Below are 22,099 nucleotides of genomic sequence, written 5' to 3'. Positions count from 1 at the left end.
GCACCAATGGAGAATAGAGGGAAATCCATGTCATACATCATTCGTTGCTATTTCCGCCCCGGCTCGGCGCAAACGCGTCTGAAGATCCGGCCGGCGCATATCCGCTATGTCATTTCCAGGCTGCCCGAGATTGTCTGCGCCGGTGCATTGTGCGGGGAGGATCAACAACCGCAGGGCTTGTTTCTTGCCATCAACTGTGCCGAGAGAGCGCAGGCGGGAGAGTTTATCGCGGACGAGCCGTACTGCCGCGCAGGTCTGTTCGAGCGGATTGAGGTAGACCGCTTCAATCAGTTTGTCCCTCACGCGAATGCGCGCATCCTGCATGAGGAGTTGGAGCGAGCGCTGGAAACCGCCGCCTCCGCGACGAGCTGAGGATGGCAGGCGCGGTGCTGGGCTGGTTCGCATCGCGCGGCAAAAAGACAGAGACCGAACGAGACGGCAGGGCGCACGCGCATCCGCTGCAGAATCCAGGTCTAGGAGACCCCATGTCAATCGACTTCACGTACCCGGCGCGGGTGCCGAGCCCCGGCGCTTCGTAGCGTTCGTTTAGGCGCAGCGGCGACATTCCAGGCCTGCAACGCCGCGGGCGCTCTTTCACCAGTTCAAGCAAGAAAGCGCAGTGAAACCCTGCAGGGCAGCATTTGCCCACGGCAGGCGTGTGCGCACGCGATGGCAAGCAGCGGGGTGCATTGTTAGGCCGTCCCGCGTGCCGCCCATACAAGCAGCCATTCGCCTTTTGATGTCCTTTTCAGAAAGAAGACGTGAGCCATGGAACGTATCAAACGCATCATCCTGTCGGGAGTGCCCCTAGCCGTCGTTGGGGGACTTCTCTATGCGGGCCTCTTTGTGAAGCCCACACCGGTCGGCAAGGCTGTCGAGCAGCCGCTCGTCGAACGAGGCGATGCCTTCTACGGCATCGCCGCCCTGCCCAACGGCCCCATGTGGGCGGTTGGTACAAATGGAAAGATCTTGTACAGCGACGATGCGGGGCAGAACTGGCGCAAGCAAAGTGCGGCCAGCCAAGAGACGCTGCAGGATATCGCCGCCTGGGACGCGCGCCGGGCCGTTGCCGTAGGCAACGAGGGCGTTGTTCTGACCACGGAAGACGCTGGGCTCACATGGACGCCGGCGCAGGCGCCGAAGTCGGCCATCAGCAACAAGTTGATGCGCGTCCACGTCAGTCAGGACGGCAGCGCCTGGGCCGTCGGCAGTGGCGGCGTACTGCTGCGCTCCCGCGATTATGGCAAGAGCTGGCAATCCGCGGCCCAGGGCGAGGACGCAGCCTGGAACGGTATCGACTTTGACGGCCAGCGCGGATGCGTAGTGGGCGAGTTTGGTCGCATCCGAGTCTCCAGTGACGCCGGTGAGAGTTGGACGAGCGTCTCCAGTCCGGTCAAGCACAGCCTGATGTCGGTCAGGTTCAGGGATGCCAGCCACGCTGTTGCCGTTGGCTTGAGCGGTACGGTCCTGGTAAGCGACAACGGTGGCGCGAGCTGGACGCAGGCCGGCAAGGCGACGGAAGAAGATCTCCTGGACGTCGCCTGGGATGGCAACCAATGGATTGCAGTGGGCGACAAGGGTGTCGTCCTGGTGGCCCGGGAGGATGCCGGCAAATGGCGGCTGACCCGCTTCGCACCACACGACCGCGGTTGGTACACCAGGGTACAGGCACGGGGTGGAAAGTACTACGTCGCCGGCTCACGCCTCGCTGTCAAGGACGCGGCCGCTCTTTAAGGCCGCACATAGCGCATTTGGAGGAGAACATGAATACGATGGATCGAGGCAGGCTCGAACGCTTTGTCGAGCACTGCATACACCGGCGAGCTTACGTGACCGGTATCTTCTTTCTGGTGACGGCCGTAATGCTGGCTGCCGCCTTGAGGGTGGAAGTCAGGACCGTTTTCGAGGACCTGCTGCCGCGCAGCCACCCCTATATCCAGGTTCACGAGCAATACAAGCAAGCGTTCGGCGGCTCGAACGTGGTCAGCATTGTGCTCGAGGCCGAGAAGGGGGACATCTTCAACACTGCATTCCTGACCAAGGTCAAGACGGTCACTTCTGCCTTGCAGCAGGTCGATGGCGCCAATCAGTTTCAGATTGTTTCGCTGGCATCCCGCAAACTCAAGGAGATTCGTGGCTCGACCGAGGCCATCGAGTCGAGCCCGCTGATGTGGCCGGACGTGCCGCAAAACCAGGCAGGATTGGAGGCCTTGAAGCAAACCGTGCTGAAAAATCCACTCGTCTATGGCGCCTACGTCTCGAAAGACCTTAAGGCTGCCTTGGTCACGGTGGACTTCTACGAAAATGCGGCCGACTACAACAAGATCTTCCCGCAGGTGATGGCCGTTGCCGACGCGGCGCGCGGCAACGGTGTGCGGGTGCGCGTGACTGGCGAACCCATCCTCTACGGCTGGGTGAAGCACTTCCTGCCAGAGACGCTGCATATCTTCCTGTTCACGATCGGCTGCCTCGTGCTGCTGCTCTTCATCATTGCCCGTACCTGGCGCGGAACCCTGCTGCCGCTTCTGGCAGGACTGAGCAGCGCCATCTGGGCACTCGGCGTCGCGCGTCTGTTGGGCTTCAATCTGGACCCGCTGGTGATTGTGATCGCGTTCCTGATTACAGCCAGGGCCATCTCGCATTCCGTGCAACTTGTGTCTCGCTTCGATGAGGAGATTGCCGCAGGCGCGATCACCACGAAGGCGGCGGCGAAGGCAAGCATGCTGCAGCTTTTCAAGCCGGGCATGCTGGGCGTGATTGCGGACGCCGGCTGCATGGTCGTCGTGGTGCTGACCCCGATTCCGCTGATGCACAAGGTGTCCATCATCGGCACGATGTGGGTGATGACGATCGCGCTAAGTGCCTGCGTCATGACGCCGGTACTTCTCTCGTGGGTTCGCTATCCGCGCGGGTACGCCCACCGCCTGGATCTCGGGCGTTACCTCGATCGCATCCTGAGTGTCTGCGTACGGAGCGCTACCTCTCGGTGGCGCTATGCAGTGCTCGCGTCCGCGGTCGCTGTGTTTGGCGTCTCCGCATGGTATGCCACCCGTATTCAGGTGGGGGATGCGCAGCCCGGCTCGCCCATTCTCTGGCAGAACTCTTCGTACAACCGCGATGCGGCAGCGATCAATCAGCAGTTCCAGGGCGCCGACCGGCTGTACGCGGTGTTTTCGGGAAGCAAGCCGAATGCTGTGAAGGAACCCAAGGTGCTCGAGAGCATTACGGGACTGCAGCGCTACATGGCCGCTCAGCCTGAGATCGGCGGCAGCGCCTCCGTCGCGGATGTCATCCCCATGGTGAGGCGCGTCCTGAACGAGAACAATCCGCGCTACCAGGAACTGGGCCGTACCGCGCAAGAAAACGGGGAGTTGATGTACATGTTCGTCTCCGGGTCCGATCCAGGCGACATGGCCCGCTTTACCGACGCGCAATCGCAGAACGCATCGGTGACGTTCTACTTCCGCGATCACCAGGGCGAGAGCATTCGCACGGCAATGGCACGGCTCAAGGCATACGTGGATGCCCATCCCCTTGCCGAAGGAACCTACCGGTTGGCGGGTGGCCTGGTCGGCGTGCTGGCGGCGGTCAACGAGGTGATTCTCGCAGGGCAGATCGAGAGTATCGCGCTTGCGCTGCTGGTGCTTGTGATTTGCTGCGCGGTGGCCTACCGCTCCGTGACGGCCGGCATCTTCTTCATGGTGCCTGTGATTCTCTCCAACACCATCACGTTCAGCTATATGGCGTGGAAAGGCATCGGCATGAACCTGAGCACGCTGCCGGTGGCGGCGCTGGGAATCGGCTTGGGGGTGGACTACGCCTTTTACATTGTCGACGGCATCAAGGAGAAACTCAGCGAAGGCAAGGACCTCCCGGCAGCCACGGTCGCCTCGCTGCATGGTGCTGGCCGTGGCGTGGTGGTGACCGCGCTGACACTGACTACCAGCGTGGTGCTTTGGTGTGCCTCGTCGCTTCGATTCCAGGCTGACATGGGTGTGCTGATGGCGATCTGGTTGTTCGTATCGGCGCTGAGCGCCCTGTTCATCATGCCCGCGATGGTGCTGGTGTTCCGGCCGGCATTCATTGTGAAGACGGCCGGCAAGGGGGTGACGCCGGGAATCCACAACGTCGCAATGAGCGCGGTGCCTGAGGTCTAGGCCCTCGCTTCGGTGAAAAAACAATAAGAGAACATTAACAGGAGGAGACGGTGAAATTGAATTCTTGGCACGAACTCGGCATGAAATCCGGTGCGGCTGGTCTGGCGCTGGCTTTTCTAGCCGCGGATACGCCCGGGCGTGGGCCTCCTTCAATCTGCAGAATCCGCCGGAGACGAGCAAGAACGACAGGTATTCGCCATCCATGGTGCGGGGTTCGCTGCTGCTCGATGCTGATGCGAAGACCGGCCCGATTACATGGAAGGTCGTAGGGCGGGCGGACCAGGAGTATAAGACGCCCTATCTTAAGGATCTTGAGCGGCTGAACCAGGAGCATTCGCCAGGTGGGCCGGGTAGCCGGCTGATGGACCAATACAATCGGGCGGACCTGCGCGAATACTACGCAGATTTCTCGCCGGTAGACCGCATAAATCTCCGCATCGGCAAGCAGCAGGTCGTCTGGGGCGAAACGGACTTCTTCCGCGCGCTCGATCTGGTCAACGGCTTCGACTACCGCTGGCGGTCCTTCCTGGAGCGCGAGGGCGACGAACTGCGCAAGCCGCTTTTCCTGATCAAGACCAAGATCAATGTTCCGGAGGCGGACGGCAGCCTGCAGCTTCTCTTCCGCCCCGGTATTGACCGTAATCGGGACGTAGGAAATAGCTACGACCTCTATGGCGGCCGCTGGGCGGGACAGCCTTACAAGGGCGTGGACTTCCTTGCTCCCGGCGCGCTGAACTACAACTATCGGCAGCCTGGCGCCAATGTGCAGGACAAGACGGGTGGCGTCCGTTGGGAAGGTATCGCCGGGCCGGTCAACTATTCGTTGGCGTATCTGAAGACCTTCAGCAACGATCCGGTCGTGAACTCAGCCTTCGCGCCCTCCGGCACCGCACCAACAGGCGCGCTGGGCGATTTCATCTTCCCGAAGATCGACCTGTTCGGTGCGACCGTTAGCGGCTATGTTCCGGCCATCGATTCCGTACTGAGCACGGAGCTCGTTTACACGCGCAATGCACCTTACAACGTCGGTACCAACTTCTTTGGCGGGGCTCTTCCTGGATTCGGCGGCATCATCAAGAAGGATCTGGTCACCACCATGGTCCGAATTGACAAGAACCTGAACCTGACCAGGCTGCTCGGCACAAGCCGGCCATCGTTCTTCTCGGTCCAGGTGTTCGATAAGTGGATTCAGAACTACAAGCCGTCGGACGACATCGTCAACATGGTCGGCTACGGCGCCGCGGCGAAGGAACACTCCACCATCGCCACGGTGATTCTTGGCCTGAACTACAAGAACGACAAGATCAATCCCCAGCTAGCCGCAGGTGTGGACCTGCAGGGCCGCGGCGGCTTTCTGATCCCCAGCGTGGAGTTCGTCTACGGCAACCACTGGCGCCTGGTGCTGGAGGCGGACTTATTTTTCTCGAAGAACCAACGATCGCCCGGCCAGGTGGAAGGCTCAACGCGTCTGTTCGGTTCCTTTGCCAACAATGACCAGTTCATTGCCCGTTTGACACGACAATTCTAAGCAGGAGACATAAACCATGTATCGCATCAAGAAGACACTCGCCCTGTGCATGTTTGCGGCATTTAGCGCCGGCGCCACAGCAACGCTTGCCGCGGAGTTGCCCGCCGGCACCGTGATCGACAAGGCCAACATCGATAAGGTCAAGAACGATACGTTCGACGGTCACACCATCGCGAGCCTGTTGACCGAGAAGCTCGAGTGGCAGATTCGCAATACCGGCTTGAAGATTCCGCTCGGCCATGCCAAGCCCGTGCAGCTCGACCCAAAGTACCTCGAGGCCACCAAGAAGAATGCCGGCAAGGCGCAATTCGATGAGAAGACGCGGGAGGTCACCGGCTGGGTGGCCGGCATCCCCTTCCCCGAAGTCAGCCAGAGTGACCCGTCTGCGGGCGACAAGCTGATCTGGAATTTTTACTACGCCTCACCGGAGGGCGACGTCATCAACAACAAGGCGACCTTCCTGATGATCAGCGGCGAGAAGGGTCTGGAGTCGACGCAGGACTGGCTGTTTCAGCGGTACTACATGAAGGGACGGCTTAGTGGCGACAAGCCAGTGCTGGGCGATGGTGGCGTTCTCAGCAAGACGCTGTTTGTAGCGACGGCACCCGAGGACATCAAGGGAGTGGGCACCTTCACCATCCGCTACGACGATCCGAAGCTGGAGGACAGCTGGGCCTATATCAAATCGGCGCGGCGTACCCGTCGCCTTTCTGGCGGCGCATGGATGGATCGGTTTGGGGGGTTTGTTGTCCTGAATGACGATATCTATGTATGGAACGCCAGGCCCTCGTGGTATCCGAAGATTAAGTTGGTGAGTCGGCGTTGGATCCTGGCGATATCGGATGCCAAGCTCGGCTACACACCGTCGAAGAAAGGAACACCGGAAGAGTGGAAAACAGTGGACTTAAAGGAGCCACCGTACTGGAACCCGGTGCAGACGTGGCAGCCGCGTGAGGTCTGGGTTATCGAAGGCACACCCCCGACAGAACATCCTTATGGCAAGAAGGTGGTCTACATGGACGTGAATTATCCGCGCGTCTATATGGGAGAAGCCTATGACAAGAAGGGGGAATTCTGGAAATTCATTAACTTCCACATGACGCCGTCTGTGGGTGAAGATGGCACGAAGTACTCGTCATCGATCCAGGGCGACATCATCGACTTCAAGGCACGCCACGCCTCCATCTATCTCTTCCGCGGTTACAAGCTAAACGAGGCGAAGATCAAGGAAAGCGATATGACCTATAGCGCGCTGGAATCTATCGCCAAGTAACACAGGGAAGGTGTCCATGGGCGCGCGCGCATTGGACACCTTTGCAGCCATAGTGCGCCAACCAACCTCTGAGGGCAAGCGATGCGCAAACAGGTCGCAAGCAACAAAGACTACTATGAGATTGCCGTGGATGTGACGCGGAACGGAATGTACCTGAAGATCAAAGGATACTGGCCCTCACCGTCGGCAGTGCCCGATTACCTTCGCGAACTCTAGCAAGCCATTGGCTTGCTCGCACGTGCGTTCGCCATTGTCGCCGACCTGACCACGATGAAGGTGGCCACAGGCGACGTTGCCGTCTTGCATCAACAGGCTAAAAAGCTGTGTGCGGCAAGGGGATTGGCTGCCAGTACGGAAGTATTCGCCAGCGCGACCGCGAAGATGAGCGCGGACCAGTTTTCCCGCAGCTCGGGCATCCGAAAGGAAGCGTTCGCGAGCGTCGCGCAGGCGGACGCGTGGCTGGGCGCGCTCTGACAACGACAAGTATCCGAAGCCGGGTGAGTGATCATGGAAACAAAAGCAATGACGGATGAGCAGCGCAAGGCAATTGCGCTGGAGTATTTCAGGCGTATGGACAGGGGCGAGAGCGTCCTCGACCTGTTTGACGACCACGCCGAGTTCTATTTTCCCAAGTGGGGTGTAGCGCAAGGGCACGCGCAGATCGAGCGCCTGTTCCAAGATTTGATGGGCATTCTGGCATCGGTTAGTCACGATATCGCCCATGCAAACGTCATACAGCAGGGCGATCTATTGGTGGTCGAGGGCACATCCAGCGGAAGCCTGAAGAACGGCGAGACATGGCGCGCGGGGGTTACCCATGCTGGTCGCTGGTGCGACGTGTTCGAGATCCGTGACTTCCGGATACAGCGCTGCTATGTCTATCTGGACCCGGACTACGGGGGCAATGACGTGGAGCGCTACCCATGGCTGAGCAAGCAGAGCGAGAGTTGTCGCTGAGGAGGGGCGCCAAACATGAATGGCGGCGTAGCGGATTCGGTAACCAACTATCCCTTGCCTCGTCGAACTCGCTAAGGCGTGCGGGCAAGAGGTTACGCGCACCGAGGTTACGCTCATGATCCTTTGGGGAGGCTGCCTATTTTGGGCGGTGGCGAGCTGTCTCACGAGCCAACCCAGCTTGCACCGCGCCACGCTCCATCCAGCACCAGGCGTTTCATCAAGGCCAGCAAGTGTCGCGGTGGTTCTGCCGATACTCGTGCCGGCGTCGATGCCGGTACAGGAGGCACCTGCGCCAGAGTAGGTGGACGTGAATTACCGCGACGAGGTCATTCGATACTAGGCTGCCGGTGCAAACCGTGAGCAGCAGGCAGGGCATGGCTTCGGCTTTGCGCGGCACGGCGTCCGACGCGATGGCAGAGGCCGAATCGCATGAACTGCCTCGCGATTACAAGCGACTGATTCGGCAACGGCTGCGCCGATTGTGGGCGAGCTTGCCACGGCGACAACGGTGGTTAGGCAAGATGGACGGGTGACTGCCAAGGCGGCGCGGCACGTGCGAGCTCACCAACTGTCTGCTGGCGCCGGTATCTGCCCAAGGGAAGGAGCCGGTCTGTCGGTCGACAGCCAGGCCGAACTCCACTCCATTGCTGATAGCCTGATCCGGCAGCCACGCGCTACCCATGCGTTTCACTGCCCGCTGGAAGTATTCGGCGCGATGCTTCAGAGGGCAAGCCAGCCAACAAAGTCCATTCAATATCCCTGTTTCACCTTCGGATTAGAAGCCGATCGCCTAATAATCAAGGCATTAAAATTGAATGGAAGCTGGCATAAAAATACATCATGAACATTGAGAAAACGATGACACCAATGCCGTGGTCCTGCCTTCTTGCTAAAAGAGATATCCCGGAGACAATTCCACCAACTGGAAAGGCGACAGCTAGCATATATCCATGCTTAACTCGTGCAGTCAATTCGTTTGGCACGTCATTTTCGTGGATCGCGTCGGGCTTACGTTCACCGCAGTAGAGGCACGCTCCAGCTTGCAGACGAATTTTCTTTCCGCAACCACGACTATTAATCTTCGGAATAGAAATACATAAAGATCGGCGTCTGTCACGAAGAATATGGATAACCTGAACGACGGTCTGATTAACTCGGTTTGATCCATGCCGGGATGAGCCGTCTCCAATCTGCGCAGCGTGCGTCACAATGCGTACCACCACTGGCCGCCCAGGACAATGCGGGCAAACGCGCGATAGCGACGGAGCGTTGTCGGTCTCTACATTGCTCATGGTTCTTTCTGATTGACCTGCCTAGGTTACCAAACCTCTATGGCCGGCTGATGCCCGCCGCCCATTGCCGCGTCGCCACTGCCACAGCGACGGCAGCGTGGGCCAGCGGAGAGCGGAAACCGGCTCTGCATGCGTGTTCCTGCGGCGGGCATGCTGCCAACTCCAAAGCGGCTGCGCGCGCCTTCGAGCATAGCTTTCTCTACCCTCTGGCGGAAGCCTTGGATTGCAGAACGCCGTAGTTCCCGGGGAGGAACAATGGCTGCTGCATGGATCCCAGGTAATGGCGCAACGACTGGGAAGTGGTCACCGCCGCGCGCAGCGGAACTGGCCCGCGGCTGTTGATTTGTTGGGAGATTTTTGTTGCAGCTTGACAAGGTTGGAGGTGGTGGCTAAAGTTTACAAAAATGAAACATAGTGTCCGCTATATGAAATTTAGACGGGCACGTGAGATAAACAGATAGAGGAGGGAGTGATCGGGTGGCAGAGACAGAGGTGCTGATCGTAAGGGTAGGTCCAGTTGGTTTTTCCGTGCGGGTCCCTTGGGGGGTCGCCCGAATGGCGATCCCGAAGCGGAGCAGCATTCAGGGAAGGCGAAGCCGCCAAAGTGTGTGCGAGTGTGCTCATGCCGGGGGAGTTTCCAGTTACTACGGCAACCTCTTCTGCAAGGCCCTTCGTATACTGGACAAAGGGATCAAACACTAACTCAGTTTCACTGAATCAATGAAATTGGTCGATGCCTGCCATCTCACCTTCCTGGTTAGCCATGTCTCCAGTCTTGCACTGATGATCAAGAAAGCATTTCACATTGCAAGAACGGGGCGCCCGGGCCCGGTCGTGGTGGATATCCCGAATGACGTGGCACCTGCCAGCGCGCCGTTCGCATATCCGACAGTGTGGAGATCCGCTCTTACCCGCCCGTGGTCGAAGGTCATTTCGGTCAGATCCAGCACGCGGCGGAGGTGATCCGGCGTACCAGTCAACGGTGCGGCAGCTGCAGCATGTTGAATATCAGAGCCGATATTCACAGTCCTATATGGAGGCGCTACCGGATTTTCCGGCTCTTGCGCGGGCCTATGGTCATGTCGGGCTTCGCTTCGAAACGGCAGCCGACATGGAGCCGGCCATCCGAGAAGCGCTCTCGCCCAAGGACCGCACCGCGTTCATGGACTTCCATGCGGACGCAATGGAGAACGTCTGGCCCATGGTTCGCTCTGGGCACGGACTGACCGATATGCTGTTCGGTGTCTCGGTTGATTAAGCGACGGGCACGGTGGCACAAAGACATGCTGAGAAGGAGAATGAAATGATGAGAGAGAGCGAGATCGTGCTGGCAAACCTGGCTGAGCATGTAGGAATCGATGAGGACGGCGAAGAGACGAGGGAGTGGCTCGACGCCTTGGAGGGTGTCGTGCGCTCGGCGGGCAACTCGCGCGCGCACTTCCTGCTGCAGCGGCTTGCGGAACATGCAAGCCATCTCGGCGTTGGCGCAAGGAGCAATCCCTACTCTGTCTACCAGAACACGATCGGCGTCGCGGACCAGCCACGCTACCCGGGTGACCTGACGCTTGAAGAAAAGCTGACGTCGGTCATTCGCTGGAACGCGCTGGCAATGGTGGTCCGAGCCAACAAGGCCTACGGGGAGCTCGGCGGCCATATCGCCAGCTATGCATCCGCCGCCGAGATCTTCGAGGTTGGCTTCAATCACTTTTTTGAGGCCGACACGGCCGACGCCAAGGGCGACCTGGTTTACTACCAGCCTCATTCCGCCCCTGGTGTCTATGCGCGCGCCTTCCTGGAGGGACGGCTCTCGGAGGCTCAGCTCGCCAGGTACCGCCAGGAGGTCGATGGAGGAGGTCTCTGTTCCTATCCCCATCCATGGTTGATGCCGGATTTCTGGCAGTTTCCTACGGGTTCGATGGGTATTGGACCTATCAGCGCGATCTATCAGGCGAGGTTTCTTCGCTATCTCGAACACCGGAAGATTGCGGATACGGCGTCTCGCCGTGTATGGGGCGTATTTGGCGATGGCGAAATGGATGAGCCGGAGTCGATCGCAGCGCTTTCGCTTGCCGCGCGCGAGAAACTGGACAACCTGACTTTCATCATCAATTGCAACCTTCAGCGATTGGACGGGCCGGTCCGGGGCAATGGGCAGATCATCCAGGAGCTCGAGGCACTGTTCTCGGGGGCGGGGTGGAATGTCGTGAAAGTGGTATGGGGCTCCGACTGGGATCCTCTCTTTGCGCGCGACAAGAATCATGCACTGCTGCGGCGCTTTGCCGGCATGGTCGATGGCGAGTATCAAACTTTGGGCGCCAACGACGGCGATTACAACCTCGCCCATTTCTTCAACCTTGATCCGGAACTCAAGGCACTAGTAGCTCACATGAGCGCCACCGAGATCAACAACCTGCGGCGCGGCGGTCATGATTTCAAGAAGCTGCATGCTGCCTTCCAGGCGGCGACGGACCACAAGGGGCGCCCGACCGTGATCCTTGCCAAGACCAAGAAAGGCTTCGGCATGGGCAATGCCGGCGAATCGCGAATGACCGCGCATCAGCAGAAAAAGCTGGACGTCGAGGCCTTGAAGTCATTTCGCGACCGCTTCTCGCTTCCCCTGGACGATGAGGCCGTTGCCGAGATGCGGTTCTACAAGCCGGCAAGCGATAGTCCCGAGATGCAGTATCTGTATTCCCGCCGCGAGGCCCTCGGAGGCTATATGCCCAGGCGCAGCCAGGTAGCTCCCGCAGTCAGCGTGCCGCCACTCGAAAGCTACGGGCAATTCGCCATGGCACCGGATGGACGTGAGGTGTCCACGACTACAGGGGTCGTCAGACTCTTCACGAATCTCATCAAGGACAAGGCGGTCGGTCCCCGTGTGGTGCCCATCGTTGCCGACGAGGCACGCACGTTCGGCATGGCAAACCTCTTCCGGCAGATTGGCATCTACTCACCGGCGGGCCAACTCTATGAGCCCGAGGATGCCGGCTCGATGCTCTACTATAAGGAAACCCGGGATGGCCAGTTGCTGGAGGAAGGGATCACGGAGGCAGGGGCGCTTTCGTCCTGGACCGCCGCGGCCACCTCGTACAGCGTGAACGGCATCGCAATGCTGCCGTTCTACATCTATTACTCGATGTTCGGTTTCCAGCGAGTGGGCGACCTGATCTGGGCCGCCGCCGACCAGCGCGCAAGAGGCTTCCTCATCGGTGCCACGGCCGGCCGGACCACGCTTTCCGGCGAGGGGCTGCAGCATCAGGACGGTTCGAGTCATCTCGTTGCCTCAACAGTACCGAACTGCAGGGCTTATGATCCCGCCTTCATCAGCGAAGCGGCCATCATCATCGATCACGGCGCGCGCCGCATGCTGGAGGAGCAGCGGGATGAGTTCTACTACTTGACGGTGACCAATGAGAACTACGTTCACAGCCCGGTTCCGACCGACGCGCGTGAGGCGGTGATCAAAGGGATGTATCGGTACGGCGCCCGGGGCGCGGCGGACAAGCCGGCCGCGGTGCGGCTGCTGGGGTCCGGCTCCATCCTTCGCGAAGTCATAGCAGCCGCAGAATTGCTGGCGAACGATTGGCATATTCCGAGCGAGATCTGGAGTGTTACCAGCTTCTCCGAACTGGCTCGCGACGCGCAAGAGGCTGAGCGAGAACGGCTGTTTATGGCAGGCGGCAACCGACGCAGTCATGTGTCGCGATGCTTGGAGGGTGAAACGCCGGTGGTTGCGGCAACGGATTACGTGCGTGCTTACCCCCAGTTGATCGCGTCCTATGTCGATGCACCGTTCACCGCTCTTGGCACCGACGGCTTTGGGCGTAGCGACAATCGTGCATCCTTGCGTCGTTTCTTCGAGATAGACCGCTATCACATCGCCGTTGCGGCAATACAATCCGTAGCTCCGGAGCTGCAGCTCCAGGCGCTGAAGCGGTACGGAATCGAGCCGTCTCCGGCAGCGCCGTGGACGCGGTGACTAGTGGTTCGTAGCGTTTCAATGAGAAGACAATGACTGAGCACACGAGGCTCGAATTGCAGTTGCATCGCGCCGACCACGCACAGTTGGATGCGGCGGCGATTGCGGCAGGCTATTCCTTGGAGGAATACGCCCGTTTGGCACTTCATCGGTTCAGCCTCGACACGCTCGAAGCCGCAGGCGCGCCGCGGCCTGCGGTTTCTCCCGCCCTCCCTGCGTTCATTTTCTTGTCTGCATCTCTGCATCGGAATGTTTGAAAGTGGAGGGGGGCTGGCCGCCAGCCTGGTCAAGGACGCCCGGGCCTGGCCATGCGCGACGCCGTGCCGGCGGCCGAGGTGCTGGGTATCGACATGCACGGCATCAGGATCACCATGTTCGTTCCGTCGGCCATGCTCGGTTCGCTGGCAGGCTCGCTCTTTATGCACTATGTGTCGTTCGTCAACGTGCAGAGCTTCACCGTGGAGCGTTCCATTGTCTTCCTGCTGGCGCCGGTGGTTGCCGGGGCGCGTTCGGTCTACGGCGTGGTGCTTGGGGCGCTTTGCGGCTCGCTGAGCGGGCCGGCAGGCGCGGACCCGGGACGCAGCGCTTCTCGCTGGATGAAGTCTCGGCCTCTTTGACATCCTGCGCGAGCGTGCGAACTCGGAGGTGGGCTTGCTGTCCGGCGGACAGCAGCAGATGGTCGCAATCGCCCACGCGCTACTGCTGCAACCGGACCCGCTGATCATGGACGAACTGACCATCGGCTTCGCGCCCCGTATCGCCAAGGAGATCCTCAGCCATGCTGAACCCGTTGCGCTCACGCGGCATGAGCATCGTGGCAGGCATACCGCGAGTATGGCCTGCGCAACCGCGTGGAAATGGCGGGTGGGCTTCTGGGCTGCATTGTCTGCCTGGTCGGATGTCAGCACCAGATCGTGAATATCGCTGGCACCCCGAATTCGCCGCGAGCGAGGCATTCGGGGACGCCCTGCTGCGCGACGCCGATTGGCAGGCATCCTTGCTGGCCACCGGGCCGCTTGTTGTCAGCAACGAGCGTAAGCAGTTGCGTCCCGCATCCATCGCCCAACGGCTGCCAATGTTCACGCAGGCGCGCTGAACGCAGCTGTGCGGGCCGGCAGCGCCGTTGGCGCTACGCCGGGGGGCGCCTCGAAGACGTCAGGCGCGGCGGTGGCGAGGAAATCGGCACGCGGCTGACTTCATTGTTGGCCGCGACCACGCGCTGGAGCATTTCCACGAACGCGACTTTCTCCGCATCGTTCAATCCGATCAGCGATCGGCCCTGTGCACGTTCGGTGCCAGGAAAGATGGCCATGAGCAATGCCTCGCCTTTGTCTGTGAGAAACAGCAGCTTTGTGCGTCGGTCGGCAATGCCCGGCGAGCGCGAGACCAGTCCCTTGCCTTCCAGCCTTTCCACGACACCGGCGATGGTGGTTCTGTCAAAGCCGATGGCGTTGGCCAGGCGCAACTGGTCGATGCCGGGGTAGGCGCGAACCGCTGCCAGCGCGCCGTATTGCACTGGCGTCGTGTCGAATCCTTCCGTTTCTTCTAGGAAGACAGTGGTGGCGATCTGATGTAGCCGCCGTATGAGGTGGCCTGGCTTGTTGTAAATGAGGCGGTCGAGGTTCGTTTCATCCATCTTGAGGGGGGAGGTGGGTGTCGGGCGAGGGGATCTGTAAGTACCTGACGTATACCCTAGTAGATATAAGCAGCACGCTGACTATCATACGACAACTCATTCGATATCGAATGATTCGATATGGATCTAAGGTTGCGACAACAGAAGGAACCTGACATGAATGAACCTGAAGGCAACCCCTTGCCTGCCGAATTCCGGGCCGTGTTGCGCGAGCGCGCGCTGGCACCGCTCTGGGACTTTCTCAAGGGCGTGTTGCCGCACGGCCGTCCGGCCGGCGTGACCCGTCCGCACCGTTGGCGCTATGCGGACGTCCGACCGCTGCTGTTGGATGCCGGCCGCCTGGTTCCCGTCGAGAAGGCGGAGCGCCGGGTGCTAGTGCTGAGCGACCCGGGGCGCGGTGCGGATGCCATGTCGGCGACGGGCACCCTCTATGCCGGCATCCAGTTGCTGCTGCCTGGCGAAACCGCACCCACGCATCGCCATTCGCCGAGCGCCGCGCGGATCGTCATTGAAGGGCGGGGCGGCTTTACTGTTGTCAACGGGCATCGCTGCGAGATGGAGGCTGGTGACGTCATTCTGACGCCCGGCGGCCAGTGGCATGACCACGGGCACGATGGCACGGAGCCCGTCACCTGGCTCGATGTGCTGGACCTGCCCGTCTTCACGGCGGCCGAGTCCGCCTATGCCGAGGCTGGCATCCCAGGTTGCAACGACGAGGATCCGCTGATGACGCTGACCTCGGATTTTCAGCGCCAGGGCTTCCGGCCGGCGGTGGCCTGCCGTCGCGCCAATCCTTACCCGATGCTGCGTTACCCGTGGCGAGCGGCCAGGGCGGCGCTGCTCCGACTGGCCGATGTCGCCGGCCAGGACGAGGGTGCGGCACTCGAGTATGTGAATCCGGAAACCGGCGATAGTTGCCTGCCGATGCTGGGCTTCACCGCCATGATGCTAGCCCCGGGCCAGGCCTGGCAGGCACCGCTCAACTCCGCCAGCGCGGTCTTTCACGTGATCGAAGGCAACGGGGAGAGCCAGGTGGACGATCACACCTTTGATTGGATGGCGGGCGACACGTTCAGCGCTACCACGTTCGCCCGGATATCTCATCGCTGCGCGGAGGGCGGACGCCCCGCCTTTCTGATCCGTGTCGACGACACGCCGTTGCAGCGCAAGCTGGGCTTCTACCAGGAACGCCAGCCTGACTGAAAGGCCCTTACTTAACAATAGATTCCCAGACTTGCCTTATGCGATTTTGCCGCTATAACGACAACCGCCTCGGTCTGATCGACGACGAGGACGTCATCGACATCACCCCGGTGCTTGAGATGCTTCCCGCGCACCGCTGGCCGTTCCCGCCAGGCGACCCGTTGATTGCCCATCTGCCCCACATTCGCGAAGCCGCATTGCGCGTAAAGGACAGGTCGCCGCGCCAGCCGCTGGCCGGTGTACGCTTGCTCAGTCCTGTCGCGAACCCGACCAAGCTGGTGGCGGCCCCGGTCAACTACCTGAGCCACCTGGCCGAGGCGCAGGCGGACCCGGCCACCTTCCACGCGCATCAGCTCAAGCGCATTGAGGAGATCGGCCTCTTTCTCAAGGCAAGCAGCTCGCTTGCTGGTGCCGGCGAAGGCGTGGCGCTGCGTGACACGGAGCGGCGCAACGACCATGAATTGGAACTGGCCGTGGTGATCGGCAAGACCGCCGACCGGGTTTTGCCGCAGCGCGCGCTGGAGTACGTGGCTGGCTACGCGCTCGGACTGGATATGACAGAGCGCGGACCGGAAGAGCGGTCCATGCGCAAGTCGATCGATACTTATTCCGTACTCGGGCCGTGGTTAGTCACTGCGGACGAGGTCGGGGATCCAACGCAGCTTGAGCTCGCGCTACGCGTGAATGGCGAGTTGCGTCAGCGCGCCAATACGCGCGACCTGATCGTCGGCATCCCGCAGTTGATCGCCTGGGCATCGGCGTACTACACGCTGCACCCCGGCGATGTCATTTTCACGGGTACCCCGGATGGCGTCGGGCCGGTCAGTCCGGGCGACGTAATCAGCGCGAGCATCGAAGGCGTGGGCGCGATGCAGGTTTCGGTTCGCGCCGCATGATCCGGATTGTCATCACCTCAAATGCAGAGATCGCCAATGAACGGAAACAACAACATTGAGAAGCTGATCGTCGGGGGAGGCATCGGCGGGCTGGCAACGGCACTGGCACTGGCGAAAACCGGTCGCACCGTGCATGTGCTTGAGCGCGCCCCGGAATTCAGCGAGGTCGGCGCCGGGTTGCAACTCGCGCCCAATGCATCGCGCATTATGGATGGACGCCATGAGCGGCAAGCAGGTTACCGCCCTGGACCTTGGGGAAAAATTCCGGCAGGCCTATGGCTATCCCTACCTGGTGACGCATCGCAGCGACCTCCTCGCCGCTCTGCTGGCCGCCTGCCGCGCGCACGCAGGCATCACGCTGGAAACCAGCAAGGACGTGATCGCAATTGTGGACCTGGAGCAGGGCGCCGAAGTGCGCTGCGCAGACGGCTCCACCTATCGCTGCGACACGTTGATCGGTGCCGACGGCCTGCACTCGACAGTCCGGCGCATGATCGCGGACGATGGCGCGCCGGTTTGCTCCGAGTATGTGGCGTATCGTGGCACGCTGCCCATTGAAAGGATGCCGGAGCATGCGGGGCTGGACAATGTGGTGATGTGGACCGGGCATGACATGCATCTGGTGCAGTACCCGGTACGGCGCGGCGAACTGTATAACCAAGTGGCCGTCTTCAAGAGCTATAACTTCGATCCCGCCTCAGACGACTGGGGTACGGTGGACGAATTGGAAGCGCGTTTCGCCGGCGCCTGTGCGCCTGTCAGGTCGGCCATCGCCATGATCCATACCAATCGGCGCTGGCCGATGTATGACCGCGACCCGATCGCCGACTGGACGCGCAACCGTATCGCACTGCTGGGCGACGCCGCGCATCCTATGCTGCAGTACCTGGCGCAGGGTGCGGCGCAGGCGATAGAAGACGCGGGCGCGCTCGCGGATGCCCTGGAACGCCATGGCCAAGACGTACCCCAGGCTTTGCGTGCCTACCAGGAAGCCAGACGCCTGCGTACCGCTCGCGTCCAGCTGACTGCGCGCTGGTTCGGCGACATCATCCACCTCGGCCATGTCGGCGCGGACGTGCGCAACGCGCTCCTTGCTGCCCGGCCCCACGACGGTTTCAGTCCAGTCGACTGGCTGTACGCGCCTCGGCAAGGCACCGCGCAGCGTGAAGAGGAGGCGCGATGATGACCGATGACATTGGCACGACGCTGCGGCGCCAGGCGATGTTGCCGTTCCAGTTCATCGTGGTCGCCATCTGCATCGCCATCAACGTGCTGGACGGCTTTGACGCGCTGGCCTCGGCCTTCACTGCGCCGTCCATTGCACGGGAGTGGGGGCTGCGGCCGACTGCACTCGGCTTCTTGCTAAGTGCAAGCCTTGCTGGCATGGCGATCGGCTCGGTCCTGATCGCGCCCTTTGGCGACAGGATCGGGCGCCGCCCGATTGTGCTCGGCTGTTTGGTGTTGGTCAGTGCAACTATGCTTGCCTCGGCCGCTGCCCGGAACGTGTGGCAACTTGCGGCGCTGCGCTTGGTCACTGGCCTTGGCGTGGGCGGCATCATCCCGGGCATCAACACGCTGGTTGCCGAGTATGCATCGGCGCGGCGGCGAGACCTGGCGTTGAGCATGACTACGGTTGGCTACGCGGTGGGCGCCATCCTTGGCGGCGCGGTTTCCGGATTCCTGATCGGCAACTACGGCTGGCGCGCGGCGTTCCTGGCCGGCGGGGTCCTGTCCGCACTGATGGTGCCGGTTGCAGTGATCTGGCTGCCGGAGTCCCTCGATATTCTTGCGATGCGCCAGCCGCGCCATGCCCTCGACAGGCTCAACGGGGTATTGCGCAAGCTCGGACAGCCAGCGTTGCGCGAACTCCCGGCCAAGCCGGCCCACGCGCAGGCGCGCTCTGCGATTAGGACGCTGTTCCAGGCCGAATTGCGCAGGGCCACTGTTCTGACCTGCGCCTGCTATCTGCTGGTCATGCTTACCAACTACTTTCTGCTTAGCTGGACGCCCAAGATCCTGGTCGATATGGGAATGAGCGTGCAGAGCGGCATCTCCGGCGCAGTCGTCATGAACCTGGCCGGCGTGATTGGCGGCATCGTGTTGGGCTGGTTGACGGGGCGCTACGGGCTGCGGCGAATATCGGTCGCCTACCTGAGCCTGTGTTTCCTGTCGGTGGCATGGTTTGGCTTCATGTCGGCATCCTCGCCCGGCCTGTTCGCGGCGACTGCGCTGATCGGCTTCCTGATCACTGGTGCCGTGGCCTGCCTGAACGCACTCGCTCCGCGCATGTTCTCGCCGGACGTGCGCACCACCGGCACGGGACTGGCGCTGGGCTTCGGCCGCCTGGGCGGTACAGCCGGGCCATACCTGGCGGGGCTGCTCATCGCGGCGGGATGGTCGCGACCTATCTATTCAATCGCACTGGCGGCGCCCTTGTTGGCGGCGGCACTGATCTTCTCGCTGGCGCTGGCGAAGGAGGGCGCAACTACGTGAGCCGGTGCCGGTCACGTTGCGGTCCGTGATTAATTAATGCGGAATCGTATTATTTTGTATCGAAGTATTTCTAACAATCAAACCAATCAAACCAAATGAGAGGAAGACAAATGCAAGAAGGAATTTCGTTGTGGGAAGCGGCCAAACGCGAAATGGAAGACTATCAGTTCGTGGCCGGGGCGGAGCTGCAGCCGAAGTGGGATGTACCCACGGAGATCGCCATCAATGTGGCGGTGTCGGGTCGATTCAGCGATAGCCAGGAAGAAGGGCATCCGACTTCCATCGAAGCCTATGTGGATGCCGCCTCCGAGGTGATCGAGGCTGGCGCCTGCGGCGTGCATATCGATTTCTCGATGGTGACCGATCACAAGGGCCGCCGGCTGGACCGGGACGTACCACCGGTGGAAGCCTACAGCGCGGTACTGGATCCGCTGCGCGCGCGCTTCGGCTGGGACTTCGTGGCCAACCTGAATGTACTAAACGGCAGCACCTTTGACATCTGCATGAGCCCGGCCAGGGAAGGGTTGGCCGAAGTGGCGCCTTGCGCTGCCGGCCATCCGGATGCGTTCATGGTGCCTGCCGTGCAGGCGCTGGAGCAGCATGGGGTCAAGCCGGAAATCGTGATCCATAGCTCCGGCGAGATTGAACTGGCCAAGCGCAAGGCTCGCCACATGTTCATGATGGTGGACCAGATCCGCCAGATCGATCCCACCTCCGCCATCACAGTGTGTGCTGCCGGCCGAGCCACGCTCTACATGACGACACTGGCGACCATGCTGGGCCTGAACATCCGGGTCGGCACGGAAGACACGCCCTGGAAGTACCCGAACAGCGATGCGCGCCTCCGGGACAACCTGGAGATGTTCCGGATGGCCCGCGATATCGCTGCGCTGCACGGGCGCCGGCCGGCCAGCGCCGACGGCTACCGCCGCATGATCGGCAAGCCCGCTCGCTCAGGTCAGGCCGCCGCGGTGACGGGGGAGCGCGCATGAACGCCCGTCCGCTGGACACCTTCAGCTCCGGCGCCCCCGACCCCAGCCTGTGGGGCGTGCTGGAAATGCCGATGCCCGATGGTGGCATGTGGAAATACGAGGAGCCGGCGAGGCGCCATGACCATGTGCCGATGTTTGACAACCCCAAGCACTTCCTGGCGATGCACGCGCCGCTGCAAATCACCCGCGACGGGGCCGTCACCATCGGCTGCGAGATGGCCTGCGAAAATCACAACGGCAACCCGGGTGACCTGTTTGACGGTTTTGCGGGGTTCAACGTCTGTGACCTGGCCAACGGCCTGGTCTTCGACTTCATCATCTCCGCCACGCGCATCGGCGTGGTCCATGAGCGGCTGCCCATCCCGGGCGTGACGCCACCGGGGGGCGACTGGCTGCATATCGTGCAGTCGCCGCTGGTTGCGCAGAACCATCCGGGGGAGTTCCACCGCTACGAGATTACCATCGACCGGGGGGCGCGCACCTGCGAATGGCATGTGGACGGCAAGCCCATCTACGCCACGCGCCTGCTCGCCGCGGATGTGGAGTGCGTGGTGCCGGCGCTCGGCCTGTTCACGCTCAAGCCTGCCATGGCAGGGCGGGGCAGCGTGTCCAACCACGGGCAGGGCGCCACCGGGCGGTGGAAGAACCTCTGTGTCAGGGGCGCCCGAGAGGCGTAGGCGAAAGCAAAGACGAGCACACCATGAGCAAGCTGAATCTATCCCTGGCGATGGGCGACTATGACCGCACCCGTCCGCTACTGGACGGCAAGGTACCAATCGACGGCGTCAATCCTGTCTTCCTGACGCTCGACCCCGAGGAAATCTTCTTCCGTGCCTTCCGGCACGCAGAGTTCGATGTCTGTGAACTGTCGCTGAGCAGCTTCACCGTCAAGACGGCGCGCGGCGAGTGCCCCTATGTCGGCGTGCCGGTGTTCCTGTCGCGCGCGTTCCGGCATACGGCGATCTACGTGCGCACGGACCGGGGCATCCGCGATCCGGCGGACCTGCGCGGGCGGCGCGTCGGCGTGCCCGAATACCAGCTCACCGCCTGTGTGTGGGTGCGCGCCATGCTGGAGGAGGACCACGGGGTGCGGCCGTCGGAGCTGCAGTGGGTGCGTGGCGGAGAAGAGCAACCCGGGCGGCTGGAGAAGATCAACCTGGCGCTGCCTGCGGACATCCGGCTAGAAAGCGCCGCGGACGGCGCCACGCTCAACGGCATGCTGGCGACCGGCGAGATCGACGCGCTGATCGCGCCCCGGCCGCCATCGTGCTGGACGCAGGGGCATGCGCAGGTTGGCCGGCTCTTCACCGACCCGATTCGTGCCGCGAGCGATTACTACCGGCGCACCGGCATCTTTCCGATCATGCACTTGCTTGGCGTGCGCCGCGAGCTGGTGCAGGCGCATCCGTGGCTGCCGGCGGCGCTGCAGAAGGCGTTCGAGCGAGCCAAGGCAATGGCCATGACGAGCCTGGCGGAGATTGCAGCGTCGGCGGTCACCCTGCCGTTTGCACAGGAAACGATGCAGGCCATGCAGGCGCTGATGGGCGAGGACTACTGGAGCTACGGTGTCGCGCGCAATGCGGCGACGCTGGATACCTTCCTGGCCCATCACCATGCGCAGGGGTTGTCGCCGCGCCGGGTGCGGCTGGAGGAGTTGCTGCATCCCTCCACCTTCGAGGTCCACCGGGTCTGA

The 22,099-nt window shown here is 61.6% G+C and carries 21 protein-coding genes and 2 pseudogenes; 21 read left to right on the top strand and 2 right to left on the bottom strand.

The features are described from left to right. Positions 1-27: 27 nt before the first annotated feature. The 7 genes from OR16_RS20260 to OR16_RS20230 all read left to right on the top strand — a co-directional run bounded on the left by OR16_RS20260 (position 28) and on the right by OR16_RS20230 (position 7,915). On the top strand, positions 28-372 hold the full coding sequence (locus OR16_RS20260) for a YciI family protein (RefSeq protein ID WP_006159814.1): 345 nt from the start codon (positions 28-30) through the stop codon (positions 370-372). 396 nt (positions 373-768) lie between these two features. Further along, complete coding sequence (locus OR16_RS20255; protein ID WP_006159813.1) at positions 769-1,734, top strand: WD40/YVTN/BNR-like repeat-containing protein; 966 nt, start codon at positions 769-771, stop codon at positions 1,732-1,734. A 29-nt stretch (positions 1,735-1,763) separates the two neighbouring features. Beyond that, positions 1,764-4,157 (top strand): efflux RND transporter permease subunit, encoded by a 2,394-nt coding sequence (locus tag OR16_RS20250; RefSeq protein WP_043420402.1) that lies wholly within the window; start codon positions 1,764-1,766, stop codon positions 4,155-4,157. Positions 4,158-4,359: 202 nt separating this feature from the next. Beyond that, positions 4,360-5,685 carry a DUF1302 family protein gene (locus tag OR16_RS20245; protein ID WP_006159811.1) on the top strand — a complete coding sequence of 442 codons (1,326 nt, stop codon included), beginning with the start codon at positions 4,360-4,362 and terminating at the stop codon, positions 5,683-5,685. 16 nt (positions 5,686-5,701) lie between these two features. Then, positions 5,702-6,958 (top strand): DUF1329 domain-containing protein, encoded by a 1,257-nt coding sequence (locus OR16_RS20240; RefSeq protein ID WP_006159810.1) that lies wholly within the window; start codon positions 5,702-5,704, stop codon positions 6,956-6,958. Between the two features lie 228 nt (positions 6,959-7,186). Continuing rightward, a complete protein-coding gene (locus tag OR16_RS20235; RefSeq protein WP_006159809.1) occupies positions 7,187-7,432 on the top strand; it encodes a hypothetical protein in 246 nt (81 codons plus the stop codon). Positions 7,433-7,465: 33 nt separating this feature from the next. After that, positions 7,466-7,915: a nuclear transport factor 2 family protein gene (locus tag OR16_RS20230; protein ID WP_043420438.1), complete on the top strand. Its 450-nt coding sequence runs from the start codon at positions 7,466-7,468 to the stop codon at positions 7,913-7,915. Positions 7,916-8,712: 797 nt separating this feature from the next. Here the strand turns inward: OR16_RS20230 and OR16_RS43600 are convergent. After that, positions 8,713-9,207 carry a hypothetical protein gene (locus OR16_RS43600; RefSeq protein ID WP_141639897.1) on the bottom strand — a complete coding sequence of 165 codons (495 nt, stop codon included), beginning with the start codon at positions 9,205-9,207 and terminating at the stop codon, positions 8,713-8,715. A 970-nt stretch (positions 9,208-10,177) separates the two neighbouring features. On the opposite strand from OR16_RS43600, the pseudogene OR16_RS20225 reads away from it, so the two are divergent. The 6 genes and pseudogenes from OR16_RS20225 to OR16_RS20200 all read left to right on the top strand — a co-directional run. Next, positions 10,178-10,465, top strand: a pseudogene (locus OR16_RS20225) (thiamine pyrophosphate-dependent enzyme); the annotation flags it as partial. Between the two features lie 45 nt (positions 10,466-10,510). Further along, positions 10,511-13,186 (top strand): alpha-ketoglutarate dehydrogenase, encoded by a 2,676-nt coding sequence (gene mdeB, locus OR16_RS20220; protein ID WP_006159806.1) that lies wholly within the window; start codon positions 10,511-10,513, stop codon positions 13,184-13,186. 32 nt (positions 13,187-13,218) lie between these two features. After that, the gene (locus OR16_RS20215; RefSeq protein WP_006159805.1) at positions 13,219-13,443 is read left to right on the top strand and encodes a hypothetical protein; all 225 of its coding nucleotides are present in this window, start codon (positions 13,219-13,221) and stop codon (positions 13,441-13,443) included. A 51-nt stretch (positions 13,444-13,494) separates the two neighbouring features. Further along, the gene (locus OR16_RS20210) at positions 13,495-13,803 is read left to right on the top strand and encodes an ABC transporter permease subunit (RefSeq protein WP_006159804.1); all 309 of its coding nucleotides are present in this window, start codon (positions 13,495-13,497) and stop codon (positions 13,801-13,803) included. A 34-nt stretch (positions 13,804-13,837) separates the two neighbouring features. Next, positions 13,838-14,104: an ATP-binding cassette domain-containing protein gene (locus OR16_RS20205; protein WP_043420400.1), complete on the top strand. Its 267-nt coding sequence runs from the start codon at positions 13,838-13,840 to the stop codon at positions 14,102-14,104. Next, positions 14,085-14,282, top strand: coding sequence for a hypothetical protein (locus OR16_RS20200; protein WP_006159802.1), 198 nt, complete (start codon positions 14,085-14,087; stop codon positions 14,280-14,282). Before OR16_RS20205 ends, OR16_RS20200 begins: the two co-directional genes overlap by 20 nt. A gap of 33 nt (positions 14,283-14,315) precedes the next feature. Here OR16_RS20200 and OR16_RS20195 read toward each other — a convergent pair whose 3' ends face one another. Beyond that, positions 14,316-14,822 (bottom strand): MarR family winged helix-turn-helix transcriptional regulator, encoded by a 507-nt coding sequence (locus OR16_RS20195; protein WP_006159801.1) that lies wholly within the window; start codon positions 14,820-14,822, stop codon positions 14,316-14,318. A 156-nt stretch (positions 14,823-14,978) separates the two neighbouring features. Between OR16_RS20195 and OR16_RS20190 the strand changes: the two genes are divergently transcribed. The 8 genes and pseudogenes from OR16_RS20190 to OR16_RS20160 all read left to right on the top strand — a co-directional run bounded on the left by OR16_RS20190 (position 14,979) and on the right by OR16_RS20160 (position 22,099). Continuing rightward, positions 14,979-16,025, top strand: a complete 1,047-nt coding sequence (locus OR16_RS20190; protein ID WP_006159800.1) for a cupin domain-containing protein — start codon at positions 14,979-14,981, stop codon at positions 16,023-16,025. Between the two features lie 38 nt (positions 16,026-16,063). Further along, complete coding sequence (locus tag OR16_RS20185; protein WP_006159799.1) at positions 16,064-16,921, top strand: fumarylacetoacetate hydrolase family protein; 858 nt, start codon at positions 16,064-16,066, stop codon at positions 16,919-16,921. Positions 16,922-16,942: 21 nt separating this feature from the next. Further along, a pseudogene (locus OR16_RS46070) lies at positions 16,943-17,038 on the top strand (hypothetical protein); the annotation flags it as partial. 103 nt (positions 17,039-17,141) lie between these two features. Next, positions 17,142-18,104, top strand: coding sequence for an FAD-dependent monooxygenase (locus tag OR16_RS20180; RefSeq protein ID WP_237717133.1), 963 nt, complete (start codon positions 17,142-17,144; stop codon positions 18,102-18,104). Further along, on the top strand, positions 18,101-19,414 hold the full coding sequence (locus tag OR16_RS20175; protein ID WP_100227935.1) for an MFS transporter: 1,314 nt from the start codon (positions 18,101-18,103) through the stop codon (positions 19,412-19,414). Before OR16_RS20180 ends, OR16_RS20175 begins: the two co-directional genes overlap by 4 nt. Positions 19,415-19,524: 110 nt before the next feature. Then, positions 19,525-20,406 (top strand): 3-keto-5-aminohexanoate cleavage protein, encoded by an 882-nt coding sequence (locus OR16_RS20170; protein WP_006159796.1) that lies wholly within the window; start codon positions 19,525-19,527, stop codon positions 20,404-20,406. After that, positions 20,403-21,083, top strand: a complete 681-nt coding sequence (locus OR16_RS20165; RefSeq protein WP_006159795.1) for a DUF6081 family protein — start codon at positions 20,403-20,405, stop codon at positions 21,081-21,083. Before OR16_RS20170 ends, OR16_RS20165 begins: the two co-directional genes overlap by 4 nt. 23 nt (positions 21,084-21,106) lie before the next feature. Beyond that, the gene (locus tag OR16_RS20160) at positions 21,107-22,099 is read left to right on the top strand and encodes an ABC transporter substrate-binding protein (protein ID WP_006159794.1); all 993 of its coding nucleotides are present in this window, start codon (positions 21,107-21,109) and stop codon (positions 22,097-22,099) included.

The organism is Cupriavidus basilensis OR16 (assembly GCF_000243095.1).
Lineage (GTDB): Bacteria > Pseudomonadota > Gammaproteobacteria > Burkholderiales > Burkholderiaceae > Cupriavidus > Cupriavidus basilensis_D.
Note: the sequence above shows the minus strand (reverse complement) of the source record. Positions and strands in the feature narration are given on the sequence as shown.

Excerpts from the sequence above, each read along its gene's own strand:
- OR16_RS20255 (WP_006159813.1), top strand. The coding sequence starts at position 769 with ATGGAACGTATCAAACGCATCATCCTGTCGGGAGTGCCCCTAGCCGTC.
- OR16_RS20210 (WP_006159804.1), top strand. The coding sequence starts at position 13,495 with ATGCGCGACGCCGTGCCGGCGGCCGAGGTGCTGGGTATCGACATGCAC.
- OR16_RS20175 (WP_100227935.1), top strand. The coding sequence starts at position 18,101 with ATGATGACCGATGACATTGGCACGACGCTGCGGCGCCAGGCGATGTTG.
- mdeB (WP_006159806.1), top strand. The coding sequence starts at position 10,511 with ATGATGAGAGAGAGCGAGATCGTGCTGGCAAACCTGGCTGAGCATGTA.
- OR16_RS20250 (WP_043420402.1), top strand. The coding sequence starts at position 1,764 with ATGAATACGATGGATCGAGGCAGGCTCGAACGCTTTGTCGAGCACTGC.
- OR16_RS20200 (WP_006159802.1), top strand. The coding sequence starts at position 14,085 with ATGTCAGCACCAGATCGTGAATATCGCTGGCACCCCGAATTCGCCGCG.
- OR16_RS20160 (WP_006159794.1), top strand. The coding sequence starts at position 21,107 with ATGAGCAAGCTGAATCTATCCCTGGCGATGGGCGACTATGACCGCACC.
- OR16_RS20180 (WP_237717133.1), top strand. The coding sequence starts at position 17,142 with ATGAGCGGCAAGCAGGTTACCGCCCTGGACCTTGGGGAAAAATTCCGG.
- OR16_RS20245 (WP_006159811.1), top strand. The coding sequence starts at position 4,360 with ATGGTGCGGGGTTCGCTGCTGCTCGATGCTGATGCGAAGACCGGCCCG.
- OR16_RS20170 (WP_006159796.1), top strand. The coding sequence starts at position 19,525 with ATGCAAGAAGGAATTTCGTTGTGGGAAGCGGCCAAACGCGAAATGGAA.
- OR16_RS20240 (WP_006159810.1), top strand. The coding sequence starts at position 5,702 with ATGTATCGCATCAAGAAGACACTCGCCCTGTGCATGTTTGCGGCATTT.
- OR16_RS20230 (WP_043420438.1), top strand. The coding sequence starts at position 7,466 with ATGGAAACAAAAGCAATGACGGATGAGCAGCGCAAGGCAATTGCGCTG.
- OR16_RS20260 (WP_006159814.1), top strand. The coding sequence starts at position 28 with ATGTCATACATCATTCGTTGCTATTTCCGCCCCGGCTCGGCGCAAACG.
- OR16_RS20190 (WP_006159800.1), top strand. The coding sequence starts at position 14,979 with ATGAATGAACCTGAAGGCAACCCCTTGCCTGCCGAATTCCGGGCCGTG.
- OR16_RS20195 (WP_006159801.1), bottom strand. The coding sequence starts at position 14,822 with ATGGATGAAACGAACCTCGACCGCCTCATTTACAACAAGCCAGGCCAC.
- OR16_RS20165 (WP_006159795.1), top strand. The coding sequence starts at position 20,403 with ATGAACGCCCGTCCGCTGGACACCTTCAGCTCCGGCGCCCCCGACCCC.
- OR16_RS43600 (WP_141639897.1), bottom strand. The coding sequence starts at position 9,207 with ATGAGCAATGTAGAGACCGACAACGCTCCGTCGCTATCGCGCGTTTGC.
- OR16_RS20215 (WP_006159805.1), top strand. The coding sequence starts at position 13,219 with ATGACTGAGCACACGAGGCTCGAATTGCAGTTGCATCGCGCCGACCAC.
- OR16_RS20185 (WP_006159799.1), top strand. The coding sequence starts at position 16,064 with ATGCGATTTTGCCGCTATAACGACAACCGCCTCGGTCTGATCGACGAC.